The sequence below is a fragment of the Chromatium okenii genome, assembly GCF_002958735.1.
GTDB lineage: Bacteria > Pseudomonadota > Gammaproteobacteria > Chromatiales > Chromatiaceae > Chromatium > Chromatium okenii_A.
Window position 1 is genome coordinate 641,633 of record NZ_PPGH01000035.1, and the last position, 16,105, is coordinate 657,737.

At 48.9% G+C, this 16,105-nt stretch carries 14 protein-coding genes and 4 pseudogenes; 14 read left to right on the forward strand and 4 right to left on the reverse strand.

Annotated features, from left to right (window positions below):
- Window positions 1-6 precede the first annotated feature (6 nt).
- The 11 genes and pseudogenes from CXB77_RS19740 to CXB77_RS23120 all read left to right on the forward strand — a co-directional run bounded on the left by CXB77_RS19740 (window position 7) and on the right by CXB77_RS23120 (window position 7,280).
- Window positions 7-159, forward strand: a complete 153-nt coding sequence (locus tag CXB77_RS19740) for a hypothetical protein (RefSeq protein ID WP_172452642.1) — start codon at window positions 7-9, stop codon at window positions 157-159.
- Window positions 156-356, forward strand: coding sequence for a hypothetical protein (locus tag CXB77_RS11415; RefSeq protein WP_146108797.1), 201 nt, complete (start codon window positions 156-158; stop codon window positions 354-356). The genes CXB77_RS19740 and CXB77_RS11415 overlap by 4 nt, the downstream gene beginning before the upstream one ends.
- Window positions 357-369: 13 nt before the next feature.
- Entirely contained in the window at window positions 370-654 is a 285-nt protein-coding gene (locus CXB77_RS11420; RefSeq protein WP_105073966.1) for a hypothetical protein, read from the forward strand.
- A 167-nt stretch (window positions 655-821) separates the two neighbouring features.
- Complete coding sequence (locus CXB77_RS19745) at window positions 822-980, forward strand: hypothetical protein (RefSeq protein WP_172452643.1); 159 nt, start codon at window positions 822-824, stop codon at window positions 978-980.
- Entirely contained in the window at window positions 952-2,085 is a 1,134-nt protein-coding gene (locus tag CXB77_RS11425) for a dynamin family protein (protein ID WP_105073967.1), read from the forward strand. Before CXB77_RS19745 ends, CXB77_RS11425 begins: the two co-directional genes overlap by 29 nt.
- Window positions 2,085-2,567 (forward strand): hypothetical protein, encoded by a 483-nt coding sequence (locus CXB77_RS11430; protein ID WP_105073968.1) that lies wholly within the window; start codon window positions 2,085-2,087, stop codon window positions 2,565-2,567. The genes CXB77_RS11425 and CXB77_RS11430 overlap by 1 nt, the downstream gene beginning before the upstream one ends.
- Window positions 2,564-4,186, forward strand: coding sequence for a GTPase (locus tag CXB77_RS11435; protein WP_105073969.1), 1,623 nt, complete (start codon window positions 2,564-2,566; stop codon window positions 4,184-4,186). The genes CXB77_RS11430 and CXB77_RS11435 overlap by 4 nt, the downstream gene beginning before the upstream one ends.
- A gap of 136 nt (window positions 4,187-4,322) precedes the next feature.
- Window positions 4,323-4,556 carry a hypothetical protein gene (locus tag CXB77_RS19270; RefSeq protein WP_146108798.1) on the forward strand — a complete coding sequence of 78 codons (234 nt, stop codon included), beginning with the start codon at window positions 4,323-4,325 and terminating at the stop codon, window positions 4,554-4,556.
- Window positions 4,557-4,738: 182 nt separating this feature from the next.
- A complete protein-coding gene (locus tag CXB77_RS11440; protein ID WP_105074064.1) occupies window positions 4,739-5,191 on the forward strand; it encodes a DUF1631 family protein in 453 nt (150 codons plus the stop codon).
- Complete coding sequence (locus CXB77_RS23115) at window positions 5,094-5,801, forward strand: DUF1631 family protein (RefSeq protein WP_172452644.1); 708 nt, start codon at window positions 5,094-5,096, stop codon at window positions 5,799-5,801. Before CXB77_RS11440 ends, CXB77_RS23115 begins: the two co-directional genes overlap by 98 nt.
- Window positions 5,802-5,815: 14 nt before the next feature.
- Window positions 5,816-7,280: pseudogene (locus CXB77_RS23120) on the forward strand (DUF1631 family protein).
- A gap of 84 nt (window positions 7,281-7,364) precedes the next feature.
- On the opposite strand, the gene CXB77_RS11460 reads toward CXB77_RS23120, so the two are convergent.
- From CXB77_RS11460 to CXB77_RS11470, 3 genes are all read right to left on the reverse strand, one after another.
- A complete protein-coding gene (locus tag CXB77_RS11460; protein WP_105073971.1) occupies window positions 7,365-8,030 on the reverse strand; it encodes a PEP-CTERM sorting domain-containing protein in 666 nt (221 codons plus the stop codon).
- 132 nt (window positions 8,031-8,162) lie between these two features.
- A complete protein-coding gene (locus CXB77_RS11465; protein ID WP_105073972.1) occupies window positions 8,163-8,885 on the reverse strand; it encodes a PEP-CTERM sorting domain-containing protein in 723 nt (240 codons plus the stop codon).
- Between the two features lie 122 nt (window positions 8,886-9,007).
- Window positions 9,008-9,211, reverse strand: coding sequence for a hypothetical protein (locus CXB77_RS11470; RefSeq protein WP_105073973.1), 204 nt, complete (start codon window positions 9,209-9,211; stop codon window positions 9,008-9,010).
- 108 nt (window positions 9,212-9,319) lie between these two features.
- Here CXB77_RS11470 and hemE point away from each other — a divergent pair.
- Window positions 9,320-10,385, forward strand: a pseudogene (hemE, locus tag CXB77_RS11475) (uroporphyrinogen decarboxylase).
- 171 nt (window positions 10,386-10,556) lie between these two features.
- A pseudogene (gene tatC / locus CXB77_RS11480) lies at window positions 10,557-11,611 on the forward strand (twin-arginine translocase subunit TatC).
- Window positions 11,612-11,656: 45 nt separating this feature from the next.
- On the opposite strand, the gene CXB77_RS11485 reads toward tatC, so the two are convergent.
- A complete protein-coding gene (locus tag CXB77_RS11485) occupies window positions 11,657-12,853 on the reverse strand; it encodes a glycosyltransferase (RefSeq protein ID WP_347338120.1) in 1,197 nt (398 codons plus the stop codon).
- Between the two features lie 219 nt (window positions 12,854-13,072).
- On the opposite strand from CXB77_RS11485, the pseudogene CXB77_RS24650 reads away from it, so the two are divergent.
- Window positions 13,073-16,067, forward strand: a pseudogene (locus tag CXB77_RS24650) (chemotaxis protein CheB).
- Window positions 16,068-16,105: the final 38 nt, after the last annotated feature.

Below are 16,105 nucleotides of genomic sequence, written 5' to 3' on the forward strand. Positions count from 1 at the left end.
TATCGCGTGGCGGCTGAATCTGGTGATGAAAGTCGCGCTAAGGCTGCATTTGAAAATGCGATTTCTGGGGCTACTCATGCAATAGAAAAAGAACTGGGAATAGCGAACGATAACCTGATTGCATTGGGTGAAAGACTCACGGCTGCTGCGTGGCAGTGAATACCGATTCAACGAGCTTATCATTACCGACAAGCAACAACGAACTCGTCGGTCAAAGTGATTCAAAGCCGTTATTTCCAGTTGAAGATGTCATGCGTGGTTTAACGTCTAAACTGACGCAGGAAGGTGTCAGCAAGCGACTAAAACAGCAGTTCATGCAACTCTTACGCTTGCTAAAGATTGGCTTCCCAGTTTAATGACATTGAAAAAATGGCAGAAGGTTCAACTTCTGGCAACCTGCGATTAGTATTAGTGGTATTCGTGATTATTATAAAGCGCAGGAAGAAACAGGCACAAATTCGGCAGATGGAAGCACAGGCACGCGCAATTCAAGACGCGGTTGAACAACAGGCAACTCGTTTAGAAAGAGAGTTTGAAGATGGTTATTTAGCAGCAATTAAACAAGCATTTGCGCCAATTGAAACGGCTTTTATTGAACAATCCCGTGCTTTAGATCAGAAATCACAAGCATTGACTTCAGATCGCGCGCATTGAATCAATCAAATATCGGCTGTCTTCTATTTAAGTTGTCATCAGTATTGCACGATGCCAATTCCTCCCGCTCCAATTCGCTATACCTGCCCTAATTGCGGTTGGTCAAAAACCGTAACGCCTAAAAGTGATGTGTTATTTGCGGGTGAGTTCTTTAGAGCTTGCCCGCGTTGTCACCACACGCCATTAGACACTCGTCAATTGTCAACATCATCCATCCAGCATTTAATCCAGCAGATCAAAAGCGTTTTACGCTAACCGATCAGCTTAATACCGCATTTTATACACAAGAAGGTCACAATGGCTATCAAAAAGAATATAAAGTTTGATTTACCTATCGGTGGCATTCGTGCAAAAAACATGCAGGAAATAAGAGAGCATTTTACGCTTGAGATTTTAGAATATGCGCGTAATGGTACTTTAGTAAAATGGTTGCGATCGCGTAAGTTAGAAGATGAACTGACAGCAGTTCAAGCGTTATTAGAATTAGATGATGATGCGCTGTTTTCAGGGTTATGTACCGTGTTTTCCGTTTCACCACGACAAAACTTACTGACTGCCTTGGCTCAATTGCGTGGTGAGTTTAATGCAGCAAAGGTTGATGTTTCACCACGACAAAACTTACTGACTGCCTTGGCTCAATTGCGTGGCGAGTTTAATGCAGCAAAGGTTGGTATAAAACCTCGTGAGAAAACATTAGAGCGTGCGCTTAGTGAATTGGCACGCTCGGTATCAATTGCTTCAAATAATTCGGGATTAAAAGAGGATAACTTCCTCACTCAAGCAGTTGCCAACACCAACGAAAAAATAACTGCCAGTTTAGCAAAATGGCGAGCAGATGTGAGTCGCCAGCAACGGAACACTGAATTTCGAGAGCAGTTTGGTGATTCACTACTGGTTTATGTCTGTGGCAAGGTCAAGGCCGGAAAGAGTTCGATTGGGAATTATGTTGCCTACGGACATGGCGATCCAAACCGCTCAATTATTGATGCGGCTGAACCGACACCTGAATTCTTTTGTGAAGCAATCGCAGAAGATGCAAAAAAACCAGAAGCGGAATTAACAGCGGCTGAATTAGAAGAAAAACGTAAATTAGCCGCACAACGTAATTTAGCCGAACAACGCAAGTTTGCTGTTGGCGCTTGTGAAAGAACTGCATCTATTCAAGGGTTTAAACTGTCTGGTCTCACTTGGATTGATTCCCCTGGATTGCATTCCAGAACCGAACCAAAAGGTGAATTGGCACAGGGTTATGTTGATGCTGCTGATTTGATTTTATACTCAATGAGTTCGAGTCAACCCGGACGTAAAACCGATTTAGAGGAAATTGCTGATTTGCTGCAAAAAGGCAAGCGCGTTGAAGTGGTTATTACTCGCTGCGATATGACCGATGTGGATGAAATGATGCTGGAGAACTGGTTTCTCAAATCTTAATGAAATCGGAGGAGGATCGTAAAGAGCAGAGCGATTATGTTTATAAGAATATTGTTCAGCTTGAACAAAAACAGCGCGATGATGAATTAGAGGTGCTGACAGTTTCAGTCCGCTATGCCGAAGAACATGACAATAATGCTGATGAACTTGAAAAGAGCGGTATGAATGCGCTGTTTCGCAAGCTCACAGCATTAACGCAATCTGAAGGTGTGCGATTGAAAAAAGAAACGCCGCTCAATAATTTACGAGCGGTTGTCAATCATATTCTCACTGGTGATTTATCAGTTAAAGAACTGCGCGATGATCTTACTCTGCTGGAGACAGCTATTGAAAAGTCTGATTTCAAACTTTCACGAAAAACCATTGCTTTTGAACAAATGAATGAGAATTTTCTCAAATCCATTGAACAGCAAGTGCAGACAGTCAATGCGGCACTTGATCGTTTTGTGAACATTTTAGAAAAAGAGGTTGATCCGCGATGAAAACAGCAATTAACACAGTGCAAGAACTTTTGCATGAAGGTGAGCCAATTTTAAGCACTTATCTTGATGCAGAAATGATTAAAACCGTTACTGATGACGTTCAAAAAAAAGCGATTGATGCAACACCAGTGGTTATGGTGTTTGGTGTTTACAACGCGGGAAAAAGTACGCTGCTCAATGCCATGCTGGGTGAAGAACGCGCCTCAATGGCAGACAAACCAGAGACAGATAAGGTGACGCCTTATGAATGGCACGGCTTCACGATTTTAGATACACCGGGAATTGATGCGCCAATTGAACATGAGAAGGTTTCACGCGAGCAATTGGAACGTAGCGATGTGGTGCTGTTTGTGTTGAGTAATGATGGCACTTTTGAAGAACAAAAAACTTACGATGAAATGTGCGACATTCTGGCAGCAAAAAAACCGCTGTTGGTGATTGTCAATAATAAAAGCGGGCAATCTGAAGCCGATGCTGATTATCGTCATCTATACGATACTGTTGCTAACAATCTGAACGCAGCAGCAGAACAACGTAAGCTGTCTCAAAAAGCGCCAATTTTTCTCATCAATGCAAAAACTGCGCTGAAAGGACGATTGGAGAATAAAGAACAACTCGTTATACATAGCAATCTGCCAGCACTTGAAAATGCGGTTGAGAACCGCTTAAAAGACTGTGATGCGAGTGAAATTGCCAGCGTGCTGGGCGAGCGCGTGAAGTCACTGATTGATGAGGCATTGAAAAAACTGGATCAGCGAGAAAAATCTCCAGAATCTCAGTTATTGGCTGGTTTGCAAGAATCAGTGCAGGGTGAAAAATTACGCACGAGAGCAGCAATCACGTTGGCAATTCGTAGCGTAGTCAATCATTTTCGCCAGAGTTATCGGGTGGCGGCTGAATCTGGTGATGAAAGTCGCGCTAAGGCTGCATTTGAAAATGCGATTTCTGGGGCTACTCATGCGATAGAAAAAGAACTGGGAATAGCGAACGATAACCTGATTGCATTGGGTGAAAGACTCACGGCTGCTGCGCTGGCAGTGAATACCGATTCAACGAGCTTATCATTACCGACAAGCAACAATGCACTCACTGATCAAGGTGATTCAAAGCCGTTATTTCCAGTTGAAGATGTCATGCGTGGCTTAACGTCTAAACTGACGCAGGAAGGTGTTCAGCAAGCGACTAAAACAGCAGTTCATGCAACTCTTACGCTTGCTAAAGATTGGCTTCCCAGTTTAATGAAGGGAGTTGGTGTTAAAACCATTGAAAAAATGGCAGAAGGAGCTGGTCAACTTCTAGGCAAAGCAGTTCCTTTTATTGGACCTGCGATTAGTATTATCAGTGGTATTCGTGATTATTATAAAGCGCAGGAAGAAGAGCAGGCACAAATTCGGCAGATGGAAGCACAGGCACGCGCAATTCAAGACGCAGTTGAACAACAGGCAACTCGTTTAGAAAGAGAGTTTGAAGATGGTTATTTAGCTGCGATTAAACAGGCATTTGCGCCAATTGAAACGGCTTTTATTGAACAATCCCGTGCTTTAGATCAGAAATCACAAGCATTGACTTCGGATCGCGCTGCATTGGAATCAATCAAATATCGGCTGTCTTCTATTTAAGTTGTCATCAGTATTGCACGATGCCAATTCCTCCCGCTCCAATTCGCTATACCTGCCCCAATTGCGGTTGGTCAAAAACCGTAACGCCTAAAAGTGATGTGTTATTTGCGGGTGAGTTCTTTAGAGCTTGCCCGCGTTGTCACCACACGCCATTAGACACTCGTCAATTGTCAACATCATCCATCCAGCATTTAATACAGCAGATCAAAAGCGTTTTACGCTAACCGATCAACTCAGTCGCGGCAGTGATGACGAAAAAACCTATTCTCTATATCTATACGACGTAGCGACCGGTGGCGCAGGTTATGTCAGTCAAATGCCTTCTTCAGAGTGCCGGACAAGACAACCAATCGCCATCTTTTTGATTTAGTGTGTCAAAAACACCAGATTGAACATCACCTGATTCCCGGTGTAAGCATTGAACAACTATAAGCGTTGAACAACTGGCAGCAGAAAGAACCCGAATGCTTCAAAAAACAGGTCTACAATCTTTTGGTTCTGACAGTCCTGCCGATCGGTAGATTGCCACTTAATTTTAGTTATGGTGCAGCGATGTCCGAAGCCATCATTCTTCTTTCCAATTGTCGTGATCGCCTTGCGCAAGGCGTGATGACTGCCTTTGTTCAGCACGTCGGACGCGCCAGCGATGAATTTCTCAATCTGGCGGATCGGGCGACCACGCAAGAACAGCAGCAAATCTATTTTGCAGCGATGAGTTTTCTCAGCCATCGCACGCAAACTTTAATTGATCAATTTCAACGCAGTTACGCCACTCATTTTGACGCCACCGCGAACCAGTTGCGTTCGGTCGCGCCAGCGCCAACCGATTTTGCGCTGCCTGACGAATTAACGTTGATTGATCCTGATGATTTTGAACGTGATTTAGCCATCAGCAAAATTGCCACTCGTGCTGCGTTTAATTGTTCACAGCAGCTCGTCGCGTTGGATCGACGAATGGCGGTTGCGTTCGGTCGCGCCAGCGCCAACCGATTTTGCGCTGCCTGACGAATTAACGTTGATTGATCCTGATGATTTTGAACGTGATTTAGCCATCAGCAAAATTGCCACTCGTGCTGCGTTTAATTGTTCACAGCAGCTCGTCGCGTTGGATCGACGAATGGCGGTATTGCTGCAAGTGCAGCGTCTGAGCCAAGACGATAACCCGTTGTATCCCGGCGCTTTATTTAATGCGCTGGTGCACGCGCTCGGCGAATTGGGCGTAGAACGCGGATTAACGCTGGCGCTGCTGCAAGCATTTGAACGGCACACCGCCGCAGCATTGCCCGGCTTATACGCTGATCTCAACCGTTATCTCGCAGAAGCAGGTGTGCTGCCGACCATTCCCGTGACTGCGCCAGCAACACCAAACATCGCCGGTCAATTCAGCGGTGGCGCGGCAGCAGGCGGTTATGCGCCACGAATGGTCGCGCCAGCCGCTGCTTCGGCATACAACGTTGGCGGCGATGGCGCACCGCTCGTTAATGAAGACGTTTTTAGTCAATTATTACAAGCCATTCAAACCGTTAATCGCGCTGCGCCAATGCAGGAAAATTGGTCAACCGCGCGTTACCAATGCCACCCGCAGCGATGCACACCAGTGCTGCGCCAGCGGTGAGCATTCATCAATTGATGGACGCGCTGGGCAATTTGCAGCACGGTCAACTTGATCCGCGCACCATGCCCGGCGTGGGCATGGTGCAAATGGCATCGCCGTCGCAGCAGGACAATTTGCTGCGGCAGATTCGCGCCACACCAATGGCGAGTCGGTCGCATCCGATGGACGCGATGACGATTGACATCGTGTCGATGCTGTTTGACGCGATTTTTAATGATCCTGATTTGTCGGCGACGCTGCGGGCAGAAATTGCCAAATTGCAAATTCCAGTGCTGAAAGTCGCGTTGATTGATAAGACTTTTTTCTCTGATCGTAAACATCCGACGCGGCGCTTGCTCGATACCATCGCCAATTCCGGCATCGGACGCGGCGAGCAGGATGAATCGCGGTTGACGGCAGAGATTTGCGCGATTGTCGATAGCGTCGTGAGCGAGTTTGACTCTGATACGCAAATCTTCAGTGCGCAGGTGCAGCGACTGGAGGCGTTTCTCAAAGAGGAAGAAGGACGCGCCCGCGATAACGCCGAGCAGATGGTCAATCAATTGGCGTCGGTGGAGCGCAAGAAGTTGCGTTGCTTCGTGCTAATTCCGCCGTGCAATCGCGCCGTGAACGACCGATGCCGCCGTTGATTAGCGATTTTCTGGAGCGGCATTGGCGGCTGGTGTTGGTGGATATTGATTTGCGCAATACGGACAACAGCGCCGATTGGCAGGAAGCAGTCACGCTGATGGATGATTTGATCTGGAGCGTGGAATTAAAAACCAGTGCGGCGGAGCGTGAGCGGTTGCTGGCGCTGCTGCCGAATTTGCTCAAACGCTTGCGGCAAAATCTGGAGCAATTGAAGCTGGATGAAGCCTGGGATGCGTTTTTTCGGGAATTAATTCGGTTGCACATGGCGGCATTGCGGGCTGATCCGACGCCGGTTGCGCCGGTTCCTCCCGTGATGCCGGTTGCAGTGACACCCACGCCAGCGCCAGCGGTTGCTCCACCGCCAATTGCGCCCAAAACCAACATTGCACCGCCGCCAGTTGCAGCGCCGCCACCGGTGATTTCGCTGTCAAAACAAGATGTTGCTCCGATAGTTTCGCCGGTGATTCCCATCGCGCCAGCTTCACCGATTCCACCGCTGGCTGCCGTGCCGGTGACGCCGCCATTGCCGATAACGCCAACCGCTGCGCCGCTCGCTGAAATGCCGCAAGACCCGCATTTACGATTGGTGCAGGCGTTGGAAGTGGGCGCGTGGATTGAATTTCAGAGTCTGCGCGGAACCCGCAACACGCTGCGGCTCAATTGGGTGAGCGATTTAAAACGGGTGTATTTATTCACGAATCGGCAGGCGAAAATGCGATGACGCTGGCGGCGACCAGTCTTGCCGATCATTTGCGCAAGGGTACGGCGCGGTTGCTCAGTCAAAATCCGTTGACGGATCGTGCAGTGGCGCAGGTATTGGAAAAGTTTAGAACTGCGACGCCAGCGTGATAAGGCAGTGGAATTTTGGATGAGTTTTAGACACAAAAAAATGACACCAAAAGATGCTGTGGTGTCATTTCATGTCATTGCAGATTACGCAGCTTTGCGGCGACGGCTGGCAGCAAAACCTAATAAACCAATTCCGAATAAGCCGAGGGTTGCTGGCTCAGGAATTCTGCCACCAATGGCGAATTCATTAAAAAGTGGGTCATTAGGATTTCTGAGATGATTTTCAATGGCAGTATTAAAATCAAATAAGAAAGCTGAAGTCAGAGTAATGGTTCGGTATTTACCAGTATCATCCGTGGAATACCAACGTTGACCATAGACATCACCGCTGCCGAGATCATTAAAGGCTGCAACGCCGCCGGTTCCAGCCTGTAAAAGATCAAGTGACGTTGTGACATCAAAGAGTTTGTAATCTTCCCACCCTGAAACATCATAACTATAGAGGGTCAGCGTGGCGGAAGAGAAAGTGACTGGAATAGTAAACGTGGAAATGTCGAATAGGAACCAGTTGTGCGGCCCATACGGATCATCATCAACCATGTAATTAGTATTATCTGGATTATGGTATCCAGTCCAATAATACCAGCCACTATCAGTAGCCCCAAGCGAAGTATTACCATCAAGCGTTAGCACTACATCTCCTGGATTCAAACTACTCGATCCGAAAATAAAAGCACTGGCGGGTTGAACTGAACCAAGCGACAACAAAAGAACTGCGGCAACAAACGAAATCAATTTGATCTTGTTCATGGTCTAAACCCCCTCATAAAGGAATTAAACTTAATTTCACCTTTTCAATTGATTAAAACGATTGCTTGTAATGCGGAGTGCGGGGAAACGCATGACACCACAAGATGTTGTGGTGTCAATGGTGATTGCAGATTACGCAGCTTTGCGGCGACGGCTGGCAGCAAAACCTAACAGACCAATTCCGAGTAAGCCGAGGGTTTCTGGCTCAGGAATGGTTTTTTCACTATACGTATAAACAACACGAGCACCTGCCGCAGCTTCAAGATCGACGCTCACTGAGCCTTGACCACTTAAGCTAATAGTTTGGGAGCCAACAGCTAATGCACTGAGTAAAAAGGTTCCGCTACCCAGAAATTGTTGAGCTGAAGAACCAGTATAGGTAACAAGAGCATCATCATAAACCCCCGAACCCGATAAACCACCGCCAACATCAATGTTAAGTGCTGGTGAGCCAGGCATAACGAGACCCGTTCCAACATTCGCCATAGCAATTGGGTTCAGTGAGATGTTAATACTACCTACAGTAGATGACATTAAAAGGGAACCTGATACAACATCACTTGGCGTACCATAAATCAAAGGAGTAGTGCCCGTATTGGTAATGGTTGTCAAACCGCGTGCCCAAGCCTCACCATATACTTCCACTTTCTCGAGAACCCGAGTGCCACCTAAATCATCGAATAAATTAAGAAGTAAATTGCCACCCGCCGTAGGAACTCCAAAGGTGAGTCCTGTTGTATCCCAGTTTGTATCAGAGAAACCAATGCCAGTTGCTGTACTTGTAATTGTGGCGGCATAAGAACTCGCAGCAAACAGGCTGGCGGATAAAGCGAGAACGCCTAGTGTTTTGTTCATAATAAACCTCGTCGTTAAATAGAAAGTTGATTCAGTGCAGTTGCAAATCTAGTTCAAGTGCAAACTGTGGAGCCACTTTTCTTAAAGCACAGCGTATGCCAATTTATAAATAACCTTTTATTTCAATCTGTTAATTTTTTGACTTCTGCCAATCTACGGCTCCAGCAGGGCAAAGTGTATAAAAAATCGACACGTTGACGCGCCAGAATCACCACAAATCCACTCAATACCGCGCTATCAAAACCTTTCCGCCAATTTACACCTGTAAAGAAAATCGACACCTGCATCCTGCCGCTTGGTGCGCAAACCACGCCGCCCTCAATCACAGTGTAGAATGCGCCGCCGAATCATACGGTCAGCGCCCCCGCTGTGACGCAGCGACGCGACGCCGACATCCATCATTTTTCATCCAACTTTGCGCGGGCACTGCGTTTATGACCGACCTAACCAACGACACTTTCCTTCGTGCACTTTTGCGCCAACCTGTTGATTACACGCCAGTATGGATGATGCGCCAAGCTGGGCGCTATTTGCCGGAATACCGCGCCACTCGCGCCAAAGCCGGCAGCTTTATGGAATTGTGTAAAAATTCTGAACTCGCCTGCGAAGTCACGCTGCAACCGCTGGAGCGTTTTCCGCTCGACGCGGCGATTTTGTTTTCCGACATTCTCACCGTGCCGGATGCGATGGGACTGGGGCTGTATTTTGCGGAAGGTGAAGGCCCGCATTTTGAGCGCCCAGTACGCACGCAGCGGATGTAGCGCGAATCGCCGTGCCCGACCCAGAAGGCGAATTGAAATATGTGATGGACGCCGTTTCGACCATTCGCCGCGAGCTCAACGGGCGCGTGCCGTTGATTGGTTTTTCCGGCAGCCCGTGGACGCTGGCGACCTACATGGTTGAAGGCAGCGGCAGCAAAAACTTTTCTCAAATCAAAGGCATGATGTTTGATCGCCCGGATTTGCTCCACAGCCTGCTCGATAAAACCGCGCAATCGTCACGAGCTATCTCAACGCACAGGTTGCTCGCGGCGCACAAGCTGTAATGATTTTCGACACTTGGGGCGGCGTGTTGGCTCCGGCGAATTATCGGGAATTTTCGCTGGCTTACATGCAGCAAGTGATCGAAGGCTTAACCCGCGAAGCCGAAGGGCGCAAAGTTCCAGTGATTCTGTTCACCAAAAACGGCGGGCAATGGCTCGGCGACATGGCGAAAACCGGCTGCGACGCGCTGGGCGTTGATTGGACGACCGATCTGGCTGATGCGCGGCGCATGGTCGAAGATCGCGTCGCGCTGCAAGGCAATCTCGACCCGTGCTCGCTGTACGCCTCGCCTGAATACATCCGCGACGCAGTCGCCAAAGTGCTCGCCAGCTACGGACACGGCACGGGGCATGTCTTCAATCTCGGCCACGGCATCACGCCCGATGTAAATCCCGAACACGCTGGCGCAATGGTTGCCGCAGTACACGAATTAAGCCGCGCATATCATTTGGCTTAAATCCTAAATTCTAAATCCCCCCAACCCCCCTTTTGCAAAGGGGGGCTTTTTATCCCCCTTTAATAGAAGTGATAATTAATTTTCAAAGCGGGCTTTTCTCCCCCTTTGAAAAAGGGGGCAGGGGGGATTTAAAATTCCAATCACTTGTTATTATTTCGTTGAGCAGCACTGATGTCTCTTGCAAAACTCCCCAATAATTCCGGCGCTGAACAATCATTTATTTCGCATCTGATTGAATTGCGCGATCGCATGATTAAGATGCTGATTGCAATTGGCATCGTGGTATTACTACTTTTTCCCTTTGCCAATGATCTTTACACTTTTGTTGCCGAGCCGCTGATTGCACAATTGCCCAGCGGCAGCACCATGATTGCCACGCAAGTTATTTCACCTCTTATCACACCACTTAAGCTGATGCTGGTGGGAGCAATTTTTCTCGCAATGCCTTATTTACTTTATCAATTTTGGGCATTCATTGCGCCCGGACTCTATCAACACGAAAAGCGGTTTGCAGTGCCATGGTGTCCAGTATTGCCTTGTTTTATCTTGGAGTAGCGTTTGACTATTATCTAGTTTTCCGATCCTCTTCAGCTTTATGGCAGCAACCACCCGCTGAGTGATGATGACCGATATCGCTGCTTATTTAGATTTTGCTTAACTATTCTTTGCTTTTGGCTTGGCATTTGAGATTCCGGTCGCCACCGTATTATTGGTGATGATCGGCATCGTCACTCCCGACGGATTAGTGGAAAAGCGCCCTTATGTTATTGTGGGCGCATTCGTGATTGGCATGTTTTTAACTCCGCCGGATGTGTTTTCACAAACCATGTTAGCCGTGCCAATGTGGTTATTATTTGAATTGGGCGTGTGGTTTTCACGATTGATGTTGCGCCAGCGTGATAGCGAAACTGAATTGGTTAAATCTATTCAACCACCAGTTGATCAATCCCCCCAACCCCCTTTGCTAAAGGGGGCTTGCTGCGCCCTTTGATAAAGGTGCGCCAGTTGTTACTGCGCCACCGCAAACACCAGCACCTGCTTCTCGTGTAGAAACGAGCGATCATCCGATCAATTCGGTGGAAGCCAAACTGTTACGCGCTAATCGTTTGCGCGAATTGAATAATCCATTCGCGGTGCGACAAATTCTGTATGAAGTGTTGGAAGAAGGCGATGCCGAGCAACGTGCAGTTGCTCGTAATATCTTGGCGCAATTAGATGACGATTGAATGTTGCGCCGCTGCTCGCGTTGATAGAATTGAATTAACGCAGATTCAAGACGCCGCCAATTGCGCCACCCAGCGCAATTGTTCCGGTAAACACACCGTCTGCAAATCGTAATGCGCTATTGCAGCGGCGCGAGCACGAGCACCAAGACGTTCTCGCGCTGGCGCGTCATCAAGCAAATTACAAATCGCCGCTGTTAATTCATTCACATCGAAAAAATCCACCAATTGCCCGTTGTCATCGTGAATGATCGCCTCGCGCAACGGCGCAGTATTGCTGGCAACAATTGCGCAGCCAATGCTCATTGCTTCTAATAAACTCCAGCTCAATACAAATGGATACGTTAAATAAACGTGCACTCGTGATAATTGCAGCAAGGTCACAAAATGTTGATACGAAATGCTGCCGAGAAAATGCACCCGCTGCCAATCTTCTGCGCTGATGTGCTCGCGCACTTCTTGAATGAAAATCTCTTTCCACGTTAATTCACCACTGGGTTTTGCGCCGTAACTCACGCCATCATTGCCGACAATTAACACGCGCAATTGTGGACGACGTTTCAATAATTCCGGCAGCGCCCGCATGAATATGTGATAACCGCGATAAGGTTCGAGATTGCGATTCACAAACGTAATGATTTCATCAGCACGACTGAGTTGCAGCGAATTATTGAGCGTCAAGCTGGCGTTCGGATTCGGCGTCAACGCAGCAGTATCAATGCCGTCGTGAATAACGCTGATGCGTTCCCGAAACGGCAATGGAAAGGTGCTGGCTTGCCAATGGGTCGGCGCTAATCCGGCAGTAGCTGTCTCGAAATGCAGCAGATTATTGAGGTTTTTCAAACGCAAACGACAGACATCGCCGACTTCAGACGGCGGAAATTCAGGATCAAAACCGACATCTGCGCCCGTCGAGTGATAGAAAAATTCGCAATACATTCCGAGTCGCGCCAGCGGCCAAATCTCTTTCAAAAACAGACTTTCGCCCCAGCCGGGGTGCGCGATGATGACCTCCGGCTGAAAACCTTCGTCGCGCAGTTGCAACGCAGCCCGAAAACAAGCCTCGCCGCGAATGGTTTTTGTTTCAAAATCACTGACCCACGGGTGAATGCGGGCGTGGTGCCGCGAGTGGTGGAATAGGGCAATAAACGCACACCTTGCCAGTGTGAAACAGTGGTTTTCTGCATCGTCATTGCCAGCACGTTGTGACCCTGCGCGGCGAGTGCGGGCGCTAAAAATTTGAATTGACCGGGAAAATTTTGGTGAATAAACAGGATGTTCATAAGTCTCACGAAGTTAAATGTGCTGGCAGTATTGTCGGCGAATAACGATAGAAGTGGTCAGCAAGATCGCAGTGATCCGAGTAAACTTGAGATGCACACCAACTGCTATTTCCGCCAATTTTGAATTGAATAGAGCGCCTTTCAGATGACAAACGATGAGACTGACAACCAAACGCCTGGCATGTCCAGTGATCTGGATGTCGCGCACAATCAGCGGCTGACCACGACCGGTAATCGCTTTAAGGGTTATGTCGTGGCCGTCGGTGCTTCGGCGGGTGGTCTCGATGCGTTGGAGCGGTTTTTTCAAGGACTGCCAGCGAGTACTGGTGCGGCTTACGTCGTGATTCAGCATCTATCACCCGATCATAAAAGCATGATGGCCAATCTGCTCTCGCGCCATACCGCCATGCCGGTGGTGACGGTCGAGCACGATATGAAGATCGAAGCAGATCGCGTGCACCTGATTCCGCCCGCCAGCATGATGAGCGTGTCCGGCGATGTGCTGCGCCTCAGTCCGAAAAATCCGCGTGGTCTCACGCTGCCAGTCGATCATTTTTTCAGTTCGCTGGCAAAAGAGTATGGCAATCGCGGCATTGGCGTCATTTTGTCGGGCACCGGTTCCGACGGCACTCGCGGTTCAGTGGTCATCAACGACGCTGGCGGTTTTTTGCTGGCGCAGGACCCGGAATCAGCGAAATTCGACGGAATGCCGCGCAGCGTGATTGCGACCGGTTAGTCGACGCAATTCTGCCGCCAGAAGAACTCGGCCCGCGTTTGCTCGAACATATTCATCAATTACCACACGTTAAAATTCGAATGCCGGTGCTTGCGACGGAAATTGACCAAGACAACGCCCATGAAGAAGTGATGCACCTGTTGCAACATTCGGGCGGAATCAACTTTCGAGAATACAAACCAGCGACAGTGATGCGCCGCATGGAACGGCGAATGCAGGTGCGCCAAACGCCGGATTTGCTCAATTATGTGCGTCTGCTCAGTGCGGATCGCGGCGAGCTGGCGACGCTGCGCCGCGAGCTGCTGATTCCCGTCACGAGCTTTTTCCGCGATCCAGAAGCCTTTGAAATTCTTTCTGAAACTGCGGTAAAAACCATCGTTGCCGAGCGTCCCGATAATCAACCAATTCGCGTCTGGGCACCCGGCATTGCCACTGGTGAAGAAGCCTATTCGCTGGCGATTCTCTTCGCTGAAGCATTCGACCGCGCTCGCCGCTGGCCGAATTTCAAACTGTTTGCGACCGATGTCGAATCGCAAAACGTCGAAGTCGGTGGCGCAGGCGTGTTTTCCGAGGCAATCACCGCCGAGATTTCGCCCGAGCGGTTGGAGAAATTCTTTCTGCGGCGCGGCAATCATTTCGTGGTGAAAACCGAGATTCGCCAAAGCATCGTGTTTGCGCGGCACAATTTGCTGGAAGACCCGCCGTTTACGCGCATGGATTTGGTGTCATGCCGCAACCTATTGATTTATTTCCGTTCTGAAGCACAGGAACGGGCGCTGCGGCGGTTGCAATACGCGATGGCGCCCGGCGGATTTATGTTTCTCGGTCCCAGCGAAACGCTCGCCAATCTGCAATCCGATTTCACGGCGGTCAGTTCTAAACACAAGATTTATCGAATTTTGCGCCACGTCGCGCTGCCACTCGATACCGCAATTGCGTCGCTTTCGCGCAGTTCAGTGACGGGAGCGCGTCCGCGTCCGGGTGTGCGCACGCAAGGCGTCGCCAGCGATGCTGCGGCGATTGATGCGGCGCAAAATCTGTTGCTGCGCAGCTACGCGCCAACCAGTTTGTTGCTCAATCAACGCCATGATTTGCTGCACGTTTTTGGGGATGTCAGTCATTACCTGCGCATTGGCGAAGGCGCAGTCACACTGGATTTAGCCAAATTGCTGCCCAGTTCGCTGGTCGCCATTGCCAAAGCCTTGCTTTACAAAGCAGCGCGAGATCGTGCGCCGCTGCGTTCCGACGTGCTGGGATTATCGCTGGATGAAAAGCGCACCGAGCGGCTGCGTTTGGTTGCTCGTCCGCTGGAGCCACCGCACGGCGAACCGCATTTGCTGCTGTCGTTTGAAACCGAGCCGCATCTGGTCGTGTGCACTGAAGGCGACGGTGTGAACGGTGGGCTGGCGGCAGCGCCAACGCTGTCACCACGCAAATTGAAACGCTCAGTCTTGACCGCGAAACCGCGCAGCGTTTGGAAACGTTGGAGCGCGAATTGGCGGCGACGCGTGAAAGTTTGCAGGCGACAATTGAAGAATTGGAAACTGCGAATGAAGAATTGCAAGCGACGAATGAAGAATTAATGGCATCGAATGAAGAACTGCAAAGTTCAAACGAAGAATTGCAATCGGTGAATGAAGAACTCTACACCGTTAATGCCGAAAATCAGGAAAAGATTGAAATCCTAAATCGGTTGAATGCTGATTTAGATGGCATGGCAAAAGCAGCATCAATTGCCACCGTGTTTGTTGATTCGCAATTGCGGTTAACGCGCTTCACGCCAGAAGCCACTGCGTTATTCAAAATCCGCGATGGCGATTTGGGTCGTCCTATTGATGATTTTACGAACCTGTTGCAATACCCAGAGTTTTTACCCGAATTGCATCGCACCATTGCCAGCGGTGAAATGCTTCAACATGAAATTGATGCAGCAAATGGGCGACATTATTTAGCGCGAGTGCTGCCGTATGCAGTGCGCTCTGGTGAAGCACGCGGCGCAGTGGCAACCTTTGTGGATATTACGACGCTGCGCGATGTAGAGCGATTACAAGCGGTATTGGATTCATTGCCAGAACACGTTGCAGTGCTTGATGCGAATGGCGTGATTACGATGGTGAATCGTTCTTGGGGAGATTTTGCGAGTGAAAATAGTTATTTGTCACTGCAAAACTCCGGGCTTGGTACCAATTATCTCGATGTATGCGATTTACGCCAGATTGCTGATGAAGCGACATTAAGAGAAGCGATGATTGGTATTCGCCGCGTTTTAGAAGGTAAAGCCACTGCCTTTTCAATTGAATATCCGCGCCACACTGTTGATGAGCAGCGTTGGTATGTCATGCACGTTGCGCCAATTGAACATCCAGGCGGCGGTGTGATTATTAGTCATATCAATATCAGCCAATGGTCTTCAGGTAAACACAGCCAACTTGAATCCTGAATTTTTCTCCATGCACTCGGGGTTTTCTCACGGAAAAA